Annotated in this window: 10 protein-coding genes and 1 tRNA gene; 3 read left to right on the top strand and 8 right to left on the bottom strand. The window is 73.4% G+C overall.

The window, feature by feature from the left end; all coding sequences use genetic code 11:
• Positions 1-239 precede the first annotated feature (239 nt).
• Positions 240-1,367: a DUF2786 domain-containing protein gene (locus WJM95_RS17605; protein ID WP_339130672.1), complete on the bottom strand. Its 1,128-nt coding sequence runs from the start codon at positions 1,365-1,367 to the stop codon at positions 240-242.
• Positions 1,368-1,544: 177 nt separating this feature from the next.
• Between WJM95_RS17605 and WJM95_RS17600 the strand changes: the two genes are divergently transcribed.
• Both WJM95_RS17600 and WJM95_RS17595 read left to right on the top strand, forming a co-directional pair.
• Complete coding sequence (locus tag WJM95_RS17600) at positions 1,545-2,282, top strand: Clp protease N-terminal domain-containing protein (RefSeq protein WP_339130671.1); 738 nt, start codon at positions 1,545-1,547, stop codon at positions 2,280-2,282.
• Between the two features lie 149 nt (positions 2,283-2,431).
• The gene (locus tag WJM95_RS17595) at positions 2,432-4,123 is read left to right on the top strand and encodes a bifunctional 3'-5' exonuclease/DNA polymerase (protein WP_339130670.1); all 1,692 of its coding nucleotides are present in this window, start codon (positions 2,432-2,434) and stop codon (positions 4,121-4,123) included.
• Between the two features lie 82 nt (positions 4,124-4,205).
• On the opposite strand, the gene WJM95_RS17590 is transcribed toward WJM95_RS17595, so the two are convergent.
• From WJM95_RS17590 to WJM95_RS17580, 3 genes are all read right to left on the bottom strand, one after another.
• Positions 4,206-8,261, bottom strand: a complete 4,056-nt coding sequence (locus WJM95_RS17590) for a BTAD domain-containing putative transcriptional regulator (RefSeq protein WP_339130669.1) — start codon at positions 8,259-8,261, stop codon at positions 4,206-4,208.
• A gap of 685 nt (positions 8,262-8,946) precedes the next feature.
• Positions 8,947-9,861 (bottom strand): glycosyltransferase, encoded by a 915-nt coding sequence (locus WJM95_RS17585; RefSeq protein ID WP_339130668.1) that lies wholly within the window; start codon positions 9,859-9,861, stop codon positions 8,947-8,949.
• A gap of 125 nt (positions 9,862-9,986) precedes the next feature.
• A complete protein-coding gene (locus WJM95_RS17580) occupies positions 9,987-10,412 on the bottom strand; it encodes a DUF3052 domain-containing protein (protein WP_339130667.1) in 426 nt (141 codons plus the stop codon).
• 222 nt (positions 10,413-10,634) lie between these two features.
• On the opposite strand from WJM95_RS17580, the gene WJM95_RS17575 reads away from it, so the two are divergent.
• Positions 10,635-12,197 carry an APC family permease gene (locus WJM95_RS17575; RefSeq protein ID WP_339130666.1) on the top strand — a complete coding sequence of 521 codons (1,563 nt, stop codon included), beginning with the start codon at positions 10,635-10,637 and terminating at the stop codon, positions 12,195-12,197.
• A 100-nt stretch (positions 12,198-12,297) separates the two neighbouring features.
• Here WJM95_RS17575 and WJM95_RS17570 read toward each other — a convergent pair.
• The 4 genes from WJM95_RS17570 to tmk all read right to left on the bottom strand — a co-directional run bounded on the left by WJM95_RS17570 (position 12,298) and on the right by tmk (position 19,001).
• Positions 12,298-12,371: transfer RNA gene (locus tag WJM95_RS17570), tRNA-Thr, on the bottom strand.
• A gap of 108 nt (positions 12,372-12,479) precedes the next feature.
• Complete coding sequence (locus WJM95_RS17565) at positions 12,480-14,066, bottom strand: alpha/beta hydrolase (RefSeq protein WP_339130665.1); 1,587 nt, start codon at positions 14,064-14,066, stop codon at positions 12,480-12,482.
• Positions 14,067-14,191: 125 nt separating this feature from the next.
• On the bottom strand, positions 14,192-15,397 hold the full coding sequence (locus tag WJM95_RS17560; RefSeq protein WP_339130664.1) for a DNA polymerase III subunit delta': 1,206 nt from the start codon (positions 15,395-15,397) through the stop codon (positions 14,192-14,194).
• Between the two features lie 262 nt (positions 15,398-15,659).
• Complete coding sequence (gene tmk / locus WJM95_RS17555) at positions 15,660-19,001, bottom strand: dTMP kinase (RefSeq protein WP_339130663.1); 3,342 nt, start codon at positions 18,999-19,001, stop codon at positions 15,660-15,662.
• Between the last annotated feature and the right edge of the window lie 61 nt (positions 19,002-19,062).

Raw genomic sequence — 19,062 nt, 5'->3', positions numbered from 1 at the left:
CCGGGAAGGCGATACGGGCTCACGGCCGGCTCTACGGGGACAGGGCGCGCGGCGGGCCCCACGGCGGCGGGGCGCGCGCCGACTCTCCGGAGACAGGGCGCGCGGCCGACCCTACAGAGACGGGGCGCGTGGTCGGCCCTACGGGACGGGGCGCGCGCCGGCTCTACGGAGACGGGCGCGTGGTCGGCCCTACGGGACAGGGCGCGCGCCGGCTCTACGGAGACGGGTGCGTGGGGCCGCTACGGAAGCGGGCGTCGGCCCCTGACCTGCGCCCGGTCCGCAGCCGCCGCGCCCTCGTGCCACCCGGCCTCGTCGGTGACCCCGCGCATCCGCGTCGTGACCGTCTCCGGGAACATCCGGTCCAGGTGGTCCGCGACCGCCACGTCACGGGCCGCCAGGACCGGCAGCAACTCCCCCTCCGTGGCGGTCACCTGCTCCTCGGCGACCGAGGCGAGCCGGTCGCCGATGCGGTGCGCGTACGCGGCCAGGAACGACTGCCGGAAGGTCTTCGTACGCTTGCGCCCGCCCGCCCGCTGCGCCGCCTCCACCTTCGTCATCGCCGCCGTCGCCTGGACGAGAAGCGAGGTGTAGAGGAGCTCGACCGCCTCCAGATCGGGTTCGAAGCCGACGACGGTCGAGAAACAGAGGGCCTCGTTCCACACGGCGCGGCAGCGGTTCGCCCCAGCGACCGCGTCCAGGAGCACCGCCTTGGCCGTCTCGTAGGGCGCCTCGACGCCGATACGGCAGGCGCCGGGCGTGTCCTTCGCGTGGGTCCGGGCCGCGATCAGCGCCTCGTCGATGCTGTGCCGCGCCATCAGCTCCTGCGCCTTGGCACTGAGCGCCTCCGCCTCCTCCGGGAACCCGGTCGCCTCCGCCTTCGCGAGGAGGGCGCGGATCCGGGCGAGCATGCGCGTCTCCTGCGGGGCGGCGGCCGTGACCGGCGGCCTGGGCGCCTCCAGCGGCTCGATGGAGGGCAGGCGCAGGAGCAGACGGTAGAGCTCCAGGGTCGCGGTGGCACGCGAGAAGCGGTCGGTCCTGAGGTCGTGCGGCTCGGCCTCCAACTCCTCCAGCTGGGCCGCCCAGCGCGCACCCCGGGGCGCGCGCTCGCCCTCCCCCTCCTTGAGGATCGAGGAGATCAGCAGGCGTACGTGGACGTCGTCCAGGTCGCGCCGCACGATCCGTACGACATCGGCGGGCTGCCAGCCGCGCCGCCAGGCAGCCGCGACGAACTCCTCGCCACGCCGGGCGAGTTCGGCGTCGGAGGCCGGGTCGGCCGCGAGCACGGAGGCTCCGGTGTCGAGGGCCGAGTCGGAGTCGGCGTAGAGGGCGGCCGCGAAGGCGCGCTCCACGGTGCTGGACGTACTCATCCCCCGATCGTGTCACGGGCGGGGCGGGGGCCGGCGTACGCCCCGGGCCGGAGCCGTTCGCTCGTCCACACCCTGTGGACAGCGCGCCGGGCGGCTCTTGCGGCCTCGCGGGATCCACACGACATCAAGTGTCAACGTCGGGTTGACAGTCGCCCACTGTCAACCTAGCGTTGACACATGACGACGAACTCACCGGGCAAGGCATCCGTACGCCTCGACGACCTCATCGAGGCCATCAAGAAAGTGCACACCGACGCGCTCGACCAGCTCCAGGACGCGGTCATCGCGGCAGATCACCTGGGTGACGTGGCCGACCACCTGATCGGGCACTTCGTGGATCAGGCACGCCGGTCAGGAGCGTCCTGGACCGACATCGGCAGGAGCATGGGCGTCACCCGGCAGGCGGCGCAGAAGCGGTTCGTGCCGAAGGCGGAGGCGGACCTCGACCCCAGCCAGGGCTTCGGCCGCTACACGCCCCGCGCCCGGAGCACGGTCATGGCCGCGCACAACAGCGCGAAGGCCGCGGGCAACACGGAGGGACTGCCCGAGCACCTCGTCCTCGGCCTCCTGTCCGAGGAGGAGGGGCTCGCCGCGAAGGCGATCACCGCACAGGGCGTGACCCTGGACGCCGTCCGGGAGACGGCCCTCGCCGCACTCCCGCCCGCCGCCGACGAGGTCCCCGAACTGGTCCCGTACGGACCGGCGGCCAAGAAGGTCCTGGAGCTCACCTTCCGCGAGGCCCTGCGTCTCGGCCACAACTACGTCGGCACCGAGCACATCCTGCTGGCCCTGCTGGAGTTCGAGAACGGCGAAGGCGTTCTCAGCGGCCTCGGCATCGACAAGACCGCGACGGAGGCCTACCTCGCGCGCGTGCTGGAGGTCGTCGCGGGGACCGGACAGCAGACGGACCAGTAGGGGGCTCGGTGGTGCGGGTCCCACGATCACGGGACCACCACCCGGGGCCGCGTGGTGGTCCGGGACCACCACGCGGCCCCTGGACCCTCCCCAGGTTCCTCCCGGCGTGCTCGCGGCCGTTGTCAGACCCTCCTGCGAGACTCGGAATCATGACCGAGCGCTGGGCTCTCGCGCCGGCCGAGGACGGTGGCGCCGAGATCGCCGCCCTCGGCCCGGACGGGCTGCCCGCGGGAGAGGTCCGCCGGGAGGCGGACCTCGCGGAAGCCGTACGGACCCGGCCGCACGTGAGCCGGTGGGTATGGCGGTCGACGGCCGACGTCTATCCGCGTCTGCTCGCCACGGGGGTGCGAGTGGAGCGGTGTTACGACGTGGAGGCCGCCGAGACCCTGCTGCTCGGGCACGAGGGGCGGCTCGGCGAGCCCCGGTCGGCGGCCGCCGCGCTCGCGAGACTGCGCGGCGGCCCCGTACCACCGGACCCGCCCCAGCGGTCCGCCGAACCCGGCTCGCAGTCCTCCCTCTTCGAACCCGGCCCCGTGCGCCTGCCGCTGGCGGACCTCCTCGCGGTGTACGCCGACCAGCAGCGCCGCCACGAAGCCACCGCGCACCCGGAGCGGATGCGGTTGCTGACGGCCGCGGAGTCCGCGGGGATGCTGGTCGCCGCCGAGATGAACCGGGCGGGGCTGCCGTGGAGCGCGGACGTCCACCGGGACGTGCTGCGCGAACTGCTGGGCGACCGGTACACCGGAGGCGGTGAGCCCCGGCGCCTGGCCGAGCTCACCGAGGAGGTGTCCGCTGCCTTCGGAAGACGGGTCAGGCCCGACCTGCCCGCCGACGTCGTCAAGGCGTTCGCGCAGGCCGGGATCAAGGTCAAATCCACCCGGCGGTGGGAGATCGAGTCGATCGACCATCCCGCCGTGAAGCCGCTGCTCGCCTACAAGAAGCTGTACCGCATCTGGGTCGCCCACGGCTGGTCCTGGCTCCAGGACTGGGTGCGCGACGGGCGGTTCCGGCCCGAGTACCTGCCGGGCGGGACCGTCACCGGGCGCTGGGTGACGAACGGCGGCGGCGCGCTCCAGATCCCCAAGGTGATCCGGCGTGCCGTGGTCGCCGACGCCGGCTGGCGGCTGGTCGTGGCCGACGCCGACCAGATGGAGCCGCGCGTGCTCGCGGCCATCTCCCGCGACCCCGGCCTCATGGAGGTCGCGGGCCGGGAGAGCGACCTGTACCAATCGGTGTCGGACCGGGCGTTCTCCGGCGACCGGGACCAGGCCAAGATCGCCGTGCTCGGCGCCGTCTACGGCCAGACGTCCGGCGACGGGCTGAAGAACCTCGCCCTGCTCCGCCGCCGTTTCCCCAAGGCGGTGGCCTACGTCGACGACGCGGCCCGGGCCGGCGAGGAAGGGCGCCTCGTGCGGACCTGGCTGGGGCGGACCTGTCCCCCGGCGGCCGGTTCGGGCGCGGGCACCGGGGAGGAGGCGGGCATGCCGCAGGACGAGCCCGTCGACACGGGCGGCGACCAGGGCTGGGTGCCGGGATACGCGTCCTCCGACTCCCGCGCCCGCGGCCGGTTCGCGCGCAACTTCGTCGTCCAGGGCAGCGCCGCCGACTGGGCCCTGCTCATGCTGGCGGCACTGCGCCGCACCTGCTCCGGCCTCGCCGCCGAGCTCGTCTTCTTCCAGCACGACGAGGTGATGGTGCACTGCCCCGCCGAGGAGGCGGAGACCGTGGTGGCCGCCATCCGTGACGCGGCCGAACTCGCCGGCCGGCTCACCTTCGGGGAGACACCGGTGAGATTTCCGTTCACGACGGCGGTCGTCCGGTGCTACGCGGACGCGAAATGAGCGGACACGAAAGGAGTCGACCGGCGTCACCGGGCGGGCCGGGGCGTCGGCCGCCTTCGCGACCCGCGCGCGATCGGACCGTCTATCGTGCCAGCAGCTCGCGCAGTTCGCCGGTCACCGGGCTGTCCGTGTCCTCCAGGGCCTCCAGGGCGGACGCCCACTCCCGGCGGGCCGCTTCGATGTCACCGCGTTCCCGCAGCAGCAGGCCCGCCTGGTGTCGGGCGAGGCCTCCGGTGTAGCCGTCCGCGCGGCGGTCGGCACGGCACCGCAGCAGATCGCACTCACGCACGGCCCGCTCCCACTGACCGACACCGCGCAGGGCCCGCACCAGACCGAGCCTGGTCTGCGACTCGCCGTGCCAGTCGCCGTGGCCGCCGAGAATGCGCAGGCTCTCCTCGAAGTGGGGTACGGCGGCGGCCGGTTCACCGAGCGTCAGATGGGCGTAGCCGATGTTGCAGTGCGCGGAGTGCCGGATGATCACGTCCTGCACGGCGTCGCCGATGGCGAGACTGCGCTTGTGGTGGTCGATGGCGGCCCTCGGGTCGGTGTGCTCGTACAGGTTGCCGAGGTGGCTGTAGGTGATGGCCTCCATGTGCGGGTCGCCCAACTCCCGCGAGAACTGGAGACTTTGGAGGAGCGCCTCTCCCGACTCCGCGTGACGGCCGAGGGATTCGAGGAGCATGCCCCGGTTGTTCAGGGCCCGCCGCTGGCAGGAGCGCACTCCGAGGCGGCGCCAGATCGCGAGCGCGTCGTCGTTCAGGGTCAGCGCCTCGCCCACCCGGCCCGTCATGAAGTGCAGTCCTCCGAGGTCGCCGAGCGCGTACGCCTCGGCCGCCTCGTCGCCGAGCAGTCGCGCCGCCGCGAGCGCCGCCCGCTGGAGGACCTCCAACTCGGCCACCCGGCCGCTTCGTTGGACGTACGGGTTGAGCAGGCGGGCCAGCAGGGGGAAGTACGGGGAGGTGTGCGCGTACCGCTCGGCCAGCGCGACCACGTTCGCCAGCTCCGTGTCGCCCCAGGCGAAGGCCTCCCGCGCGGAGCAGAACGGGGGCGTGGCCGCCACGTCCGCCGCGTGCCCCGCCGGCTGCGAGGCGGTCGGCCGACTGCGGTCCTCCCGGTCGAGACCGGGTTCGAGGAGCGCCTCCAGGGAACGGGCGGCGACACCGGCGTACCAACGCAGGGCGCGCTCGGCGACGGCCACGGGTATCCGACCGTCGTCGCCGGCGAGGGCGGCGGCTCCACCGGCTCCGGGAGCGGCTCCGGGAACGGCTCCGGCGGCCGGAACGCCCGCACCGGCCCCCATCACCCCGGTCCCGAGGACGCACTCCGCTGCGCCCGCGATCTCCCGGGCGAAGTCGCGTACGAGATCGTGCGGCGCGTACCGCCCGTACGCGGTCTCCTCCAGGAGGGCGACGTCGACGAGGCGGTCGAGCGCGGCCTCGGCGCGGCGCTCGTCGGTGCCGGTGAGACGGGCGACGAGGGCGGCTCCGTAGGCGGGCAGATCGAGCGCGCCGATACGGCACAGGGCGAGCGCCGCGTCCTGATCGGCCTCCCGCTCGGAGGCCCGCAGCGCGTCGTGCGCGACGGCGAGCGAACGGCGCACGCTCAGGTCGTCGTACTCCAGATGGTGCAACCGGCCTTCTGTCGCGGCCAGTTGACCGGCGAGAACGTCGGGGGTCAGGGCGCGGCGGGCGGCGAGACGGGCCGCGACGACCCGGAGGGCCAGCGGCAGCCGGCCGGTGAGTTCGACGAGGGGGTGGCCTCCGTCGAGTCCCTCCCGGCGGCCGGAGATCGCGCGGAGCAGGGCCGCGCTGTCCTCGTCCGTCAGCGGCGCGAGCGGAAAGCGGTCGGCGCCGTCGAGGGTCGCGAGCGGCGAGCGGCTCGTCACGATCACCGCGCAGCCGGGGCCGGCCGGCAGCAGCGGCCGCACCTGGGCGGCGTGCGCCGCGTCGTCCAGCACCATGAGGGTGCGGGTGGGGGCGAGCATCGACCGGAGCAACGCCGCCGCCGCGTCGGGGTGTTCGGGGATCCGCCGGGGTTCGGCCCCCAGGTCGCGCAGGAGCGCGGCGAGGGCCTGACCGGCGGTGAGCGGGGTCATGCCGGGGGTGGCGCCGTGCAGGTTCACGTACAGCTGGCCGTCGGTGAATCGTTCCCGCAGCCCGTGGGCGACATGGAGTGCGAGCGCGCTCTTGCCGACGCCGGCCATCCCGCTGATCACCGCCACCCGGGGCATGCCGGTGGCGGGACGGGCGGGTGCGCCGGCGGGCGCGTCCGCGGAGGCCCTGCTGTCGGATGCGCCGTCCGGGTGCGCCGCGGGCGTCAGGTCCTGTGGGTGCGTGAGGCGCAGGGAGTGCTCCGGGTTCAGGATCCGGAGCAGCCGGTCGCGGACGTCCTCACGTCCGGTGAAGTGTGCCGGGGGTGGCGGGAGTTGGGCGGGCCTGGGCGGTGAGGCGGTGTCCCGTTCGGCGCGGGCGGAACCGACCTCGGGCTCCACGGCCCCACCGTCGGCCTGCACCGGACCGCCGCCTCCGTCCCGACCGGCATCCCCGCCCCGGCCACGGTCGTCGTCCTGCCGGGCATCCCGGTCTCGGCCACGGTCGGCGTCATGGCGGGCATCCCCGTCCCGACCACGATCGGCGTCATGGCGGGCATCCCCGTCCCGGCCACGGTCCGCGTCATGGCGGGCATCCCCGTCCCGACCACGGTCTCCGGCCTGCCGGGCATCCCCGTTTCGACCACGGTCCGCGTCCCTACCGGCGTCCGCGTCGAGGTCGGCGTCCGCGTCGAGGTCGGCGTTCTCGTCCCGGTCGAAGGCCCCGTCCCGGCCACTGCGGCCGGCCTGGCCGCCGTCGCTGTTCCGGCCGGCGGGGCCGTTCTGGCCGACGCTGCCGTCACGAACGCTGTTCCCGTGACGACCGGCGCCCCCGCCGCGCCCCATGCCGCTGTCGCGGCCGGCAGCGCCGTCGTCACCGAGGTTTCCGTCCCGGCTGCTGCTGCCGTCGCGACCACCCTTGCCCGCCCGGTCGGGGGTGGTGATGTCCCGGGCCGCGACCCTGTCACGGTCAACACGGCCGTGCCGGCGCCTGTCGCCGTCGTCGCCGTTCCCGCCCCGGCCGATACCGTCGCCCCCGCCGACCCCCTCGTCCCGGCGGGCACTCCCGTCCCCACCGGCGTTCGCGCCCTCCCGACCGTCGTTCCAGGCGCCGCCCCGGCCCCAAGCCCGGGTCCCGTCAACGTCGTTGTTCCGGTCCCGGGCCTGCCTGCGTCGGTCGCCGCCCCGTCTGCGGTCCGGCGCCTCACCCGGGATCCAGCCCGCGTCTCCGGTGCCCGGGGCGCCCCCGCCAGAAGCCGTCTCGTCGGCACGAAACTCCCCCGGGGTCCCGTCGTCCTCCCGCAGGATCTCCAGGTGGGCCCTGCGCACGGCGGGGCCCGGCTCGACGCCGAGTTCGTCGAGCAGGCGGGCCCGCAGGTCTCGGTGGACGGCGAGCGCCTCGGCCTGGCGTCCTGCGCGGTGCAGGACGAGCATCAGAAGCCGGTGGAACGACTCGCGGAGCGGATACTCGGCCGTACGGGCCGCCAGCTCCGGCGCCAGCCGGTCGAGCCGGGAGGCGGTCGGGTCGAGGCCCAGCTCCGCCTCGTACCCCCACTCCAGAACGAGCAGCCGGGCCTCCTCCAGACGCTGGACGAGGGCGTGTCCGCCGGTCTCCGGCGGCAGGCCGCCGAGCGGGGCGCCCCGCCACAGCGCGAGCGCGGCGGCGGACTCACGCAGCGCCCGCTCCCAGTCGCGCTCGGCGTGCGCGTCGCGCGCGAGGGCGGCGTGCCGCTCGAAGACGCGGACGTCCAACTCGCCCTCGCCGACCCGCAGGACGTACCCCGGCGGTACCGCGCGCAGGCGTTCCGGATCGTCGAGGAGTCGGCGCAGCCGGGTCACGTGGTTCTGGAGGGAGGCATGGGCGGAGGCGGGCGGCGCCCCGCCCCACAGCGCGTCCTTGAGCACCTCGACCGAGACGACCCGGCCCGGTTCGAGGAGCAGCGCGGCCAGCAGGGCACGCGTCTTGCGGCTGCCGATCGAGCCGACCTCGCCATGGGCGTCGTACAGGACCGGCGGCCCCAGCAGTCCGAACCGCAGCTCGTTCCGCATCACGCCGCTCCACGCCTTTCCGCCCGGCCGCGCCGGCCGCGCACCACGGCGGATTCACGCCCCTCAGGACGGGTTCACGCCGGTCAAGTGATCGTTCCCGAGGGAACCGTTGGCCTCATGTTAGCGATCCGTTGGCGTGGCCTGATGTGATCATTCCATCGGATCTGGCCCGACGGTGCGCGCGTACTACGCGTAACTCGGGGGAGTGTCGCCGCCGTGGCCGGATCCGGGGACGTGGAAGGCCCCGGTCGTCGAGGTGATCGACCCGGGGCCTCCGTCCGTCTGCATCCCGTACCTGGTCGCGTACCCCGTCGCACACCCGGTCCCTGACCCCGTCGCGTACCCGGTCCCTGACCGAATCCGGTCGCCGATCCCGTGCGCGATCCCGTACAAGATCCCCACGCGAACTCCATGAACCGAGCCCTCGGACGGGATTCCCGTGGCGGAATCCCGTCCGAGGACGGCCGACGGAACCGGCGGACGGGACCGCTGGACGGGACCGGCCGAAGACCGACGGCCGAGCCGATCGGACGGAACCGGCCGAAGATCCGTGACCTGGAGACCAGGACCGTCCGACGGAACCGGCCGAAGAACCGACGACGACCGGGACCGAGCCGCGGACCGTGCGGCGGACCGGCCCCCGGACCAGTGGTCAGGACCGGCGCTCAGGACCCGCTCGCCTGGTTCAGATGACCGGCGGGCGGCCGAGGCGGGTGAGTCGCCAGACCGTCCGCCACCGCATCGGGCGCCGCTCCCCGCCGGACTTGCGCAGCCCCTCCGCGAAGCCGCCGAACCAGGCCCGCAGCCCGCCGACCGAACGCGTCCGCAGGAGTGTGAGCACGATCCAGATGCCCAGGTGCACGGGAATCAGCGCGAGGGGCAGCCTGCGGCGGGTGAGCCAGACCCGGTTGCGGGCGGTCACGCGGTAGTAGATGGCGTGCCGGGCGGGCGAGGTCTTCGGGTGCTGGAGGAGCAGTTCGGGCTCGTACAGCACGGTCCAGCCGCCGTCGATCGCCCGCCAGGCGAGGTCGGTCTCCTCGTGCGCGAAGAAGAACTCGGCGGGCCAGTCCCCCGTCTCGGCGAGCATCGGCATGGACAGCGCGTGCCCGCCCCCGAGGAAGCCGGTGACCGGTCCGCCGCGCATCGGGTCCTTGGCCCCGACCCTCGGCACATGGCGGCGCTGGGTCTCCCCGTTCTCGTCGGCGATGCGGAAGCCGACGATGCCGAGCCGCGGCCGGGACGCGTACAGATCCCGCACCTTGCGCAGCACGTCGGCGTCCACGAGGAGCCCGTCGTCGTCGAGTTCGACGACCACGTCCACGTCCCCGAACTCACGCAGCCGGCTCAGGCCGACATTCCGGCCACCGGGGCAGCCGAGGTTGTCCTCCACCTCGATCGTGGTCACCTCGCCCGGCAGACCGAGGCGTTCGGCGAACTCGGGCAGCGGACAGCCGTTGCCGATGATCACGATGCGGGCCGGCGCCACGTCCTGTTTGGCCACGGAGGTGAGCAGCGCGTCGACCTCGACGGGCCGGTTGCCCATGGTCACCACGGCTACGGCGATCCGTGGCCCCTCCTCCGCCTGTGACACGACACCCACCCCATCCCGGCCGACAACTGTGCCGCGATGCTAGTCGTTCACCGGGACGACCCCTCACGTACTCCCTCGGGTACACGCGTACGTCAGCCGTACGTACGTCCTGATCTACGGTCATACGTCCGTGATCAAGAGCTCCGGTTCTCCTTGCGCCGGACGAATTTCAGCCCCGACCAGTCCTCCCCCAGGGCGGCCACCTTCACGTCGACGAGGCCCAGGGGCAGGAAGAGGTCCCGCAGATCGTTCTCGGTGATGTCGCTGCGGTGCCCGGCCGCGCGACGGGGCCAGGCGATCCACAGCATGGCCGCGTCGGACAGGTCCGCGGCCAGCCCGGCCGCCCGCGCGGCCAGCTCCGCGTGCTCGCGGAAGAAGGCGACGGTGACGGCGGCTCCTTCCGGGCCGCCCTCGCCGATCTCGCAGTCCTCGGGCAGCCCGGGAATCCCCCAGTCCGGCGGCCCGTGGACCAGCCGTACCCGGTGCCCCGCCTTGATGCCGATCTTCCGGGCCAGCGGAGTACCGGAGTACCCGCCGCCCGCCGTGCTGGATCCCGTCATCCCCGCAGGATGACACCGCCCGGCCCGGCCGGCCCTCGTACACCTGACGGCCGCGCGGGGCGCGGCTCGACTACCGGTTGTCGGCGAGCGGGTTCATGCTGGTGGGAGCGGCCCGGCTCCCCGGGCGTCCCCCGGTGATCCGCAGGATGCCCAGGCTTCCGGGCCGGGGACAGCGTGCGCCCGGTCCACCCCGGCGGGCGCCACCAGGTTCCGGAGGGCGCCATGAGCTCACCATCCGTACCGCCGCCCGCGCCACTGCCCCCGTTGGGCCCCGGCGCCACGGACAAGGGTCTCAAGGGCGGCGCCCTGGGCCTGTTCTCCAGCACGGTGATCGGGCTGGCCTCGACGGCTCCCGCCTACAGCCTCGCGGCGACCCTCGGCGTCATCGTCGGGATCGTGGGCTTCCAGTCACCGATCGTGGTCATCCTCGCGTTCGTCCCGATGTTCCTCATCGCCTACGGCTACAAGGAACTGAACCGGGCCGACCCCGACTGCGGCACCACGTTCACCTGGGCGTCCCGGGCCTTCGGCCCCCGTACCGGCTGGCTGGGCGGCTGGGGCATCGTCGCGGCCGACATCATCGTGATGGCCAATCTGGCCCAGATCGCCGGCGCGTACGGCTTCCAGCTCATCGGCGCGGACGGACTGGCGCAGAACACCTTCTGGGTCACCTTCGTCGGCGTCGTGTGGATCGCCCTGATGACGCTGATCTGCTACATCGGCATCGAGCTGTCCGCGAACCTCCAGAAGGCGCTGCTCACCATCGAGATCGTGGTGCTGTTCCTGCTGGCGATCACCGCGCTGGTCAAGGTGTACGGAGGGTCGGCACCGGGCTCGTCGTCGGAGATCTCGTGGTCGTGGTTCAACCCCTTCGAGATCAACTCGTTCGACGACCTGACCAAGAGCATCCTCGCCGGTGTGTTCATCTACTGGGGCTGGGACACGGCGGTGTCCGTGAATGAGGAGACCGTCGACCGCGACCGCACGCCCGGCCGCGCGGCCGTCATCTCGACGGTCATCCTGCTGCTCGTCTACGTCCTGGTCACCACGTCCGCGCAGGCCTTCGCGGGCGTCGGCGACAAGGGCATCGGCCTGGGCAACCCGGACAACTCCGGAGACGTCCTCTCCAGTCTCGGTGCCGAGGTCTTCGGCAGCGGGGGCTGGGGCACGGTCGCCACCAAGCTCCTGATCGTCATGGTCCTCACCTCGGCGGCGGCCTCCACCCAGACGACGATCCTCCCGACGGCCCGTACGACCCTGTCCATGGCGGCGTTCAAGGCCATCCCGCAGCGCTTCGCCCGTATCCACCCCCGGTTCCTGACCCCGACCTGGTCCACCGTGGGCATGGGGCTGGCCTCGGCCGTCTTCTACGTCATCCTGACCCGGGTCAGCGAGAACGTCCTGGCCGACTCCATCGGCTCCGTCGGCCTGATGATCGCCTTCTACTACGGGCTCACGGGCTTCGCCTGCGTCTGGTATTACCGCAAGGTCCTCACGCGCAGCCCGCGCGACCTGTGGACGCGCGGGATCATGCCGGGCCTGGGCGGTCTGATGCTGTTCTACTTCTTCGTCAACGCCTGCATCGTGTACGCCGCCGCCGACTACGGCAGCACGTCGTGGACCCTGCCGTTCCCGCCGCACTGGCAGCTCGGCGGCGTCTTCGTCACCGGCATCGGCGCCCTCCTCCTCGGAGCCGTCCTGATGCTCGCGTACAACGCCTTCCGCCCGTCCTTCTTCCACAAGGAGACGATCCCGGTCTCGGCCCACGACCCGAGCGGCCACTGACGGGGGGGCGGGGTCGGGGCGGTCGCGTGTAAGGACGCCGTCGCGCTCGAAAAAAGCAAAAGCCCCAGGTCACGGCGAGTGAGTCCTGAGGCTTCCACAGAGCCGCCTTCGGGATTCGAACCCGAGACCTACGCATTACGAGTGCGTTGCTCTGGCCATCTGAGCTAAGGCGGCGCGCTGTCCACACCTATGGTGCGATCAGCAACGTCGGTAAGTCTACACAGTTTCCCGGGGTGCTCCGCACACCGCCCGGTGCGGGGGCTCCGCGGCTGCCCGGGACGGCTATGAGCAGCGCTTTCCCTTCTCCGGAGGCATGCCCTGGAGGAGGTAGCCGTTGATCGCGGAGTCGATGCAGCTGCTGCCGCGCCCGTAGGCGGTGTGGCCGTCGCCGACGTACGTCAGGAGGGTGCCGGAGGAGAGCTGGGAGGCCAGGGACTGCGCCCAGGGGTACGGGGTCGCCGGGTCCCGGGTCGTGCCCACGACCAGGATCGGCGCCGCTCCCTTCGCCTCGATGCGGTGGGGCTCGCCGGTGTTCCTGACGGGCCAGTACGCACAGTTCAGCGAGGCCCAGGCCAGGCCCTCGCCGAAGACGGGGGACGCCTTCTCGAAGGCCGGGAGCGACTGCTCCACCTGGTCGGGGCCGGAGAAGGCGGGAGGCAGGTCGAGGCAGTTCACGGCGGCGTTGGCGGACATCAGGTTCGCGTACCGGCCGTCGGCGTCCCGCTCGTAGTAGCTGTCGGAGAGGGCGAGCAGGCCCGCCCCGTCGTTCTTCTTCATCGCGGAGGTGAGTGCGTCCCGCAGCTGCGGCCACGCCGTCTCGTCGTACATCGCCGCGATGACCCCGGTCGTCGCGAGCGCCTCTCCCAGCTTGCGGCCGTCCGGGTCCCCCGTCGGGATCGGCTGCTTGTCCAGCTGCTGGAAGAACGCCTTCAGATTCCGGCCCACCTCGTCCGGGCTCGTGCCCGCGTCGCCCAGCGGGCAGTCGCTGTGCCGCACACAGTCCTTCGCGAAGGACTGGAACGCCGTCTCGAACCCGGCCGTCTGCTCCTCGTTGAGCTTGCGCGCGTTCAGGGACGGGTCGAGGGCGCCGTCCAGCACCAGCCGGCCCACCCGGTCCGGGTACAGCCCCGCGTACGTCGCCCCCAGGAACGTCCCGTACGACGCCCCCACGTACGTCAGCTTCCGGTCTCCCAGCACCGCCCGCAGGATGTCCATGTCACGGGCCGCCTCGACCGTGGAGACGTGCCGGAGCAGCTCGGGCGAGTGCGCGCCGCAGCCCTCGGCGAACTTCTTGTACGCCGCGACGAGCTGATCCGTCTCCCGGCCGTTGTCCGGCGTGGTGTCCGTCTGCGTGAACGCGTCCATCGCGCGACCGTTGAGGCACTCGACCGGCTCGCTGCGGGCCACCCCTCGCGGGTCGACCGCGACCATGTCGTAGCGGGCACGGACGTCCGCCGGATAGCCGATTCCCGCGTACGACTGGAGGTAACCGACCGCCGAACCGCCCGGCCCTCCCGGATTGACGAGCAGCGAACCGAGCCGCTTGCCGGGTCCCGTGGCCTTCTTGCGCGAGACCGCCAGCCTGACGTCGCCCGAGCCGGGCTTGTCGTAGTCGAGCGGGGCCTTCATCGTGGCGCACTCGAAGCCGGGGACACCGCAGCTGCGCCAGTTCAGCTTCTGCTCGTAGTACGGCGCCAGCGCCGACGGGGTGGCGCGTGGCAGCGCGGTGAGCACCGCCTCGGTCGTCGCGGCCTTCGTCGTGGAACTCCCCGAGGAGGAGCAGGCGGAGATGAGCAGCGCCGCGGCGGCCAGCAGCACGCCGCTCGCACGGAGGGGTCGGATCGGCCGTGTGGTGCGCCTCATGTGCATTTCGCGAGCCTAACCTTGCGCGATGTCCCGATCACCTTCAGTCGCGGAAGCGGCTCGTACGAGTGACCTGGTCAACCGGGCGACCAGTCACCGCCGGGTCGCGGTCACGAACCGGGATCGGCGGATCAGCCCGCGCGGAGCGCCATCGTCATCGCCTCCACCGCGAGCAGCGGAGCGACGTTGCGGTCGAGCGCCTCGCGGCACGCGGCGATCGCGTCGATACGGCGCAGGGTCGACTCCGGCGAACCGCCGCGGGCCAGCCGCTCCAGGGTGTCCCCGGCCTCCGCGTTGGCGATGGCCAGGCGGGAGCCGAGCTGAAGGGCGAGGACATCGCGGTAGAAGCCGGTGAGGTCGATCAGGGCCAGATCCAGGCTGTCGCGCTGCGTACGCGTTCTTCGGCGCTTCTGCCGGTCCTCCAGCTCCTTCATGACACCCGCCGTGCCCCGGGGCATCCGGCCGCCCTGGGCCGCTCCGAGCGCCGCCTTCAGGTCCTCGGTCTCCTTGACGTCGACTTCCTCGGCGAGCTGCTTCGCGTCCTCCGCAGCCGTGTCGATCAGCTCCTGGGCCGCCTTGAGGCAGCCGCCGACGTCGTCGATCCGCAGCGGGAGCTTGAGGACGGCGGCGCGGCGCTGACGGGCGCTCGGGTCCGTCGCGAGACGGCGGGCGCGCCCGATGTGGCCCTGCGTCGCGCGCGCGGCGGCCGCGGCGACCTCGGGCTCGATGCCGTCACGGCGGATCAGGATGTCGGCGACGGCCTCCACCGGAGGGGTGCGCAGCGTGAGCAGTCGGCAGCGGGAGCGGATGGTGGGCAGCACGTCCTCGATGGACGGCGCGCACAGGAGCCAGACCGTGCGGGGAGCGGGCTCCTCGACCGCCTTGAGCAGGACGTTGCCCGCGCCCTCGGTGAGCCGGTCCGCGTCCTCCAGGACGATGACCTGCCAGCGGCCGCCCGCGGGGGACAGCTGGGCGCGCCGGACCAGGTCGCGGGTCTCCTTGACTCCGATGGAGAGCAGGTCGGTGCGGACGATCTGCACGTCGGCGTGGGTGCCGACCAGGCTCGTATGACAGCCGTCGCAGAATCCGCAGCCGGGGATCCCGCCGAGCGCGCGGTCGGGGCTCACGCACTGCAACGCGGCCGCGAACGCGCGCGCCGCGGTGGACCGGCCCGAACCGGGCGGGCCCGTGAACAGCCAGGCGTGCGTCATCTTCGACGCCTCGGGCTGCGGAGCCCTCGCGGCGACCGCCGTGACCAGGGCGTCGGCGTCACGGGCAGCGGCGGCGAGCTGCTCGCTCACCTTCTCCTGGCCCACCAGGTCGTCCCACACGGGCATGGGCTCCGCCCTTCCGTCGCACGCGCTTTTGTCTCGTGTCGTCCATTGTGCGGGTCGCCACTGACAACCGGGGCACACCGCCCGTCCGCCGGACGCGACCCGGGTCCGGCGGCCCGCAGCCGTCCGCAGCCGGCCAGACCGTCCGCCGGAGCATGAACGGCTCCGCGAGGGCCACGCCGGCCGCGACAGCCGGGCGGCCACGCGGCCGCGGCGGCCAGGGCGGTCCAGGCCCGCCCCGGCCGTCAGCCGTCAGCCGTACCGGCTAGCGTCGCCGCCCGCCCCGGCCGCGTGCCGGTCCCTCGTCCCAGTCGTCCTCGTCGTCCCGCGGGCCCAGCAGTTCGTCCGCCAGGGTCGGCAGGTCGTCGAGCGGGGTCTCCTCGGCCCAGTCGGGGCGGGGCCTGCGGCGCGGGGCGCCCGTCTCGTCCACCTGGGGCAGTTCCCTCGTACGGTCGGACGGTCCCTCGGATGCCGCCGGCCGCTCGTCGCGGAAGAAGCCCCGGGGCACCCGGTCCGCGGAGTCCCCGGACCGTCCGTCGGCCCTGCCGGCCGCGCCCCGGTCCCGTACCGGAGGAAGGACGGCCGTCTCGTCGGCCGCGTCCCGGCCCGGGGAGACGGGCGGCAGGACCGCCGTCTCGTCCGCCGCCCCGCCGGGGACCGGCGGCTTCGGCAGCGTGGCCGTGTCCTCGACGTCGGCGCGGGAGCCCAGACGCTTGGACGCACGGCGCTCGTCCGGTCGTACGGGCGGAAGCACGGCGGTCTCGTCGACCGCCGCCGGGTCGGTGACGACCGGCGTGGGCAGCGTCGTCTCGTTGTCCGGCACGGCCGCGCCCCACGAAGGCGTGGACGCGGAACGGGAAGCGGACCGAGCGGGCGCGGGCGAGGACGGAGACGCCGACGAAGACTCCTCAGCGTCACGTCCCGTCCGCGTGGCGGGCTCCGAAGCCTTCGGGGCGTCGGTCTTCGGAGCCGTCCCGGCGCCCGACACCGCGGCCTCTGCCGAAGCCGACGCGGCCGCCGAGGCGGCAGCGGCCTCGGCGGCGATCCGCCGGGCCTCCTCCGCCCTCAGCAACGCCTCCTCGGCCTTCCGCTGCTTCTCCAGACGGCGTTCCTCGGCCTCGGCACGCAGCCGCGCCTCCTCCTCGGCCTGCCTGCGCGCCCGCTCCTGCTCGGCGGCACGCGCCTGCTCCTCGGCGAGGAGACGGACCCGCTCCTCCTCGGCACGGCGGCGGGCCTCCTCGGCACGCTGCCTGGCCTCCTCCGCCTGACGCTCGGCCTCACGCCGCTGGGCCTCTTCCAGCTCGCGCTGCTTGCGCTCCTCCTCCTCGGCGCGCAGCTTCGCGAGCTGCGCCTGGCGCTCGCGCTCCAGACGCTCCTCCTCCGCCTTGCGGGCGGCCTCTTCCTCCGCCTTGCGCCGGGCCTCCTCCTCGGCCGCCCTGCGCGCCTCCTCCTGGGCCTTCACCTCGGCCTCGGACAGGGGCAGCATCACGTCGAGGCGGTGCCGTACGACCGTGGTGACGGCCTCCGGCTCCTGCGCGGCGTCGACCACCAGATAGCGGCTCGGGTCGGCGGCGGCGAGCGTCAGGAAACCGGACCGCACGCGCGCGTGGAACTCGACCGGCTCCGACTCCAGCCGGTCGGGCGCCTCGGTGAACCGCTCGCGGGCGGCTTCGGGCGACACGTCCAGCAGAACGGTCAGATGCGGTACGAGCCCGTTCGTCGCCCAGCGGTTGATGCGGGCGATCTCCGTGGGCGACAGATCGCGGCCCGCGCCCTGGTAGGCCACGGACGAGTCGATGTAGCGGTCGGAGATGACGATGGCGCCCCGCTCCAGCGCGGGACGTACGACCGTGTCGACGTGCTCCGCGCGGTCGGCGGCGTACAGCAGGGCCTCGGCGCGGTGCGAGAGGCCCGTGGACGACACGTCGAGCAGGATCGAGCGCAGCCGCTTGCCGACCGGCGTGGCGCCCGGCTCGCGGGTCACCACGACCTCGTGGCCCTTGGCCCGGATCCAGTCGGCGAGTGCCTGCGCCTGGGTGGACTTGCCGGCGCCGTCGCCGCCCTCCAGGGCGATGAAGAAGCCGTTCGTCGCGGGCACCTGGCTCGGGTCGTCGCCGCCGCGCAGGGCGTCCAGCAGGTCCTTGCGCAGCGGCACGCCGGAACGGTCGTCCACCTTGGCGAGCACCAGGGCGGCGACGGGCAGCAGGAGCGCGCCGACCAGCATCAGGGTGAAGGCGGCGCCGCCGTGCGCGAACACGAACTTGCCGCTTTCCAGCCGGTGCGGGCCGATCGCCGCGGCCACCAGCGGCGCCACGATCGCGCCGACCGCCACGAAGACGCGTACGACCGCGTGGAGGTGCTCGGTGGTGCGGGCCCGCCGGTAGTCCTCGGTCTCCTGGTCGAGCAGGGCGTGCCCGGTGTTGGCCGCGACGCCCGCGCCGACACCGGCGAAGGCGAGGATCAGCAGCACGGTGGTGACGTCCGGGACGAGTCCCGCGGCCAGCAGCGTGATCCCGGTGAACGCGATCGCGAGCGCCAGCAGCCTGCGCCGCGACAGCGAGGGAAGCAGCGAGGGGGCGGTGCGGATGCCCGCGACGACGCCGCCGGTCAGGGCCAGCACCAGCAGTCCGTACAGCACCGGGCCGCCGCCCAGGTCGATGGCGTCCAGCACGGTGACGGCGACGGCCGCGGAGATCGCCCCTGCGACGGCCGCGCAGGCCGGCACCAGGAGCGGGATCGCGCCGGTGCGGCCCCGGTCACCCGCGGTGCCCGTCTTCGGACGGCGCAGCCCTTCGAGCGGCGACCGCGCGCGCGGGGTGCGGGCGTCGGGCAGTTCGAGGAAGGTGACCACCGACAGGGAGGCCGCGAACAGTCCGGCCGCCACGTACGAGGCGAGCGCCGCCTGGTGCAGGTGGAACCAGTCGATCCCGGCGCCCAGCATGTTGCTGACCAGGGAGACGACGACCAGGGCGAGGGCCGCGAGCGGCAGCGCGACGAACGTCGTACGCAGGGACAGGCGTCGCAGCGCTTCCATGTGGTCCGGCAGCGGGCGCACGGTGGCGCCCTCGAGCGGCGGTGCGGGCAGCAGCGCGGGCGCCGCGCTCTCCCGGCAGACCGTCCAGAACCGCTCGGCGACTCCGGCCACGAAGACGATGACCAGGACGACGGCGAGCGCGTTGTCCGGGGTCCAGTCGATGAACAGGGGCGCGACGATGAGGAGCGCGGCCCGCAGGCCGTCCGCTCCGAGCATGGTCCAGCGCCGGTCGAGGGGCCCGTCCGGTGAGGTGAGCGATGTCAGGGGGCCCAGGAGCACAGCTCCGAAGAGCAGCGTCGCGAGGACGCGCGCTCCGAAGACGGCCGCCACGGCGAGCGCCGCCCCGCGGACACCACCGCCGAAGGAACCCTCGGAGATCGCCGCCTGGAGGGCGAGGACGACCAGGACCAGGAGGGCCAGGGCGTCGGCGACACCTCCCACGAGATGTGCGCTCCACAACCGCTTCAGCTGGGGTTGTCGCAGCAGTGCGCGGACGGCACGCTCGCGCGAATCCGCGACCAGGGCTTCGTCGGGGGCCCAGTTGTGGGCCGTTGGCTGCTCGGCTCGCGTCATCCTGCCAGCCTATCCGGACCCACTGACTCCCCGGAGGGTGCCCGAACAAACGGACGCCCCC

It is taken from the genome of Streptomyces sp. f51 (assembly GCF_037940415.1).
Taxonomy (GTDB): domain Bacteria; phylum Actinomycetota; class Actinomycetes; order Streptomycetales; family Streptomycetaceae; genus Streptomyces.
The sequence above is the reverse complement of the archived record's forward strand: the minus strand, read 5'-3'. Positions and strand labels throughout refer to the sequence as shown.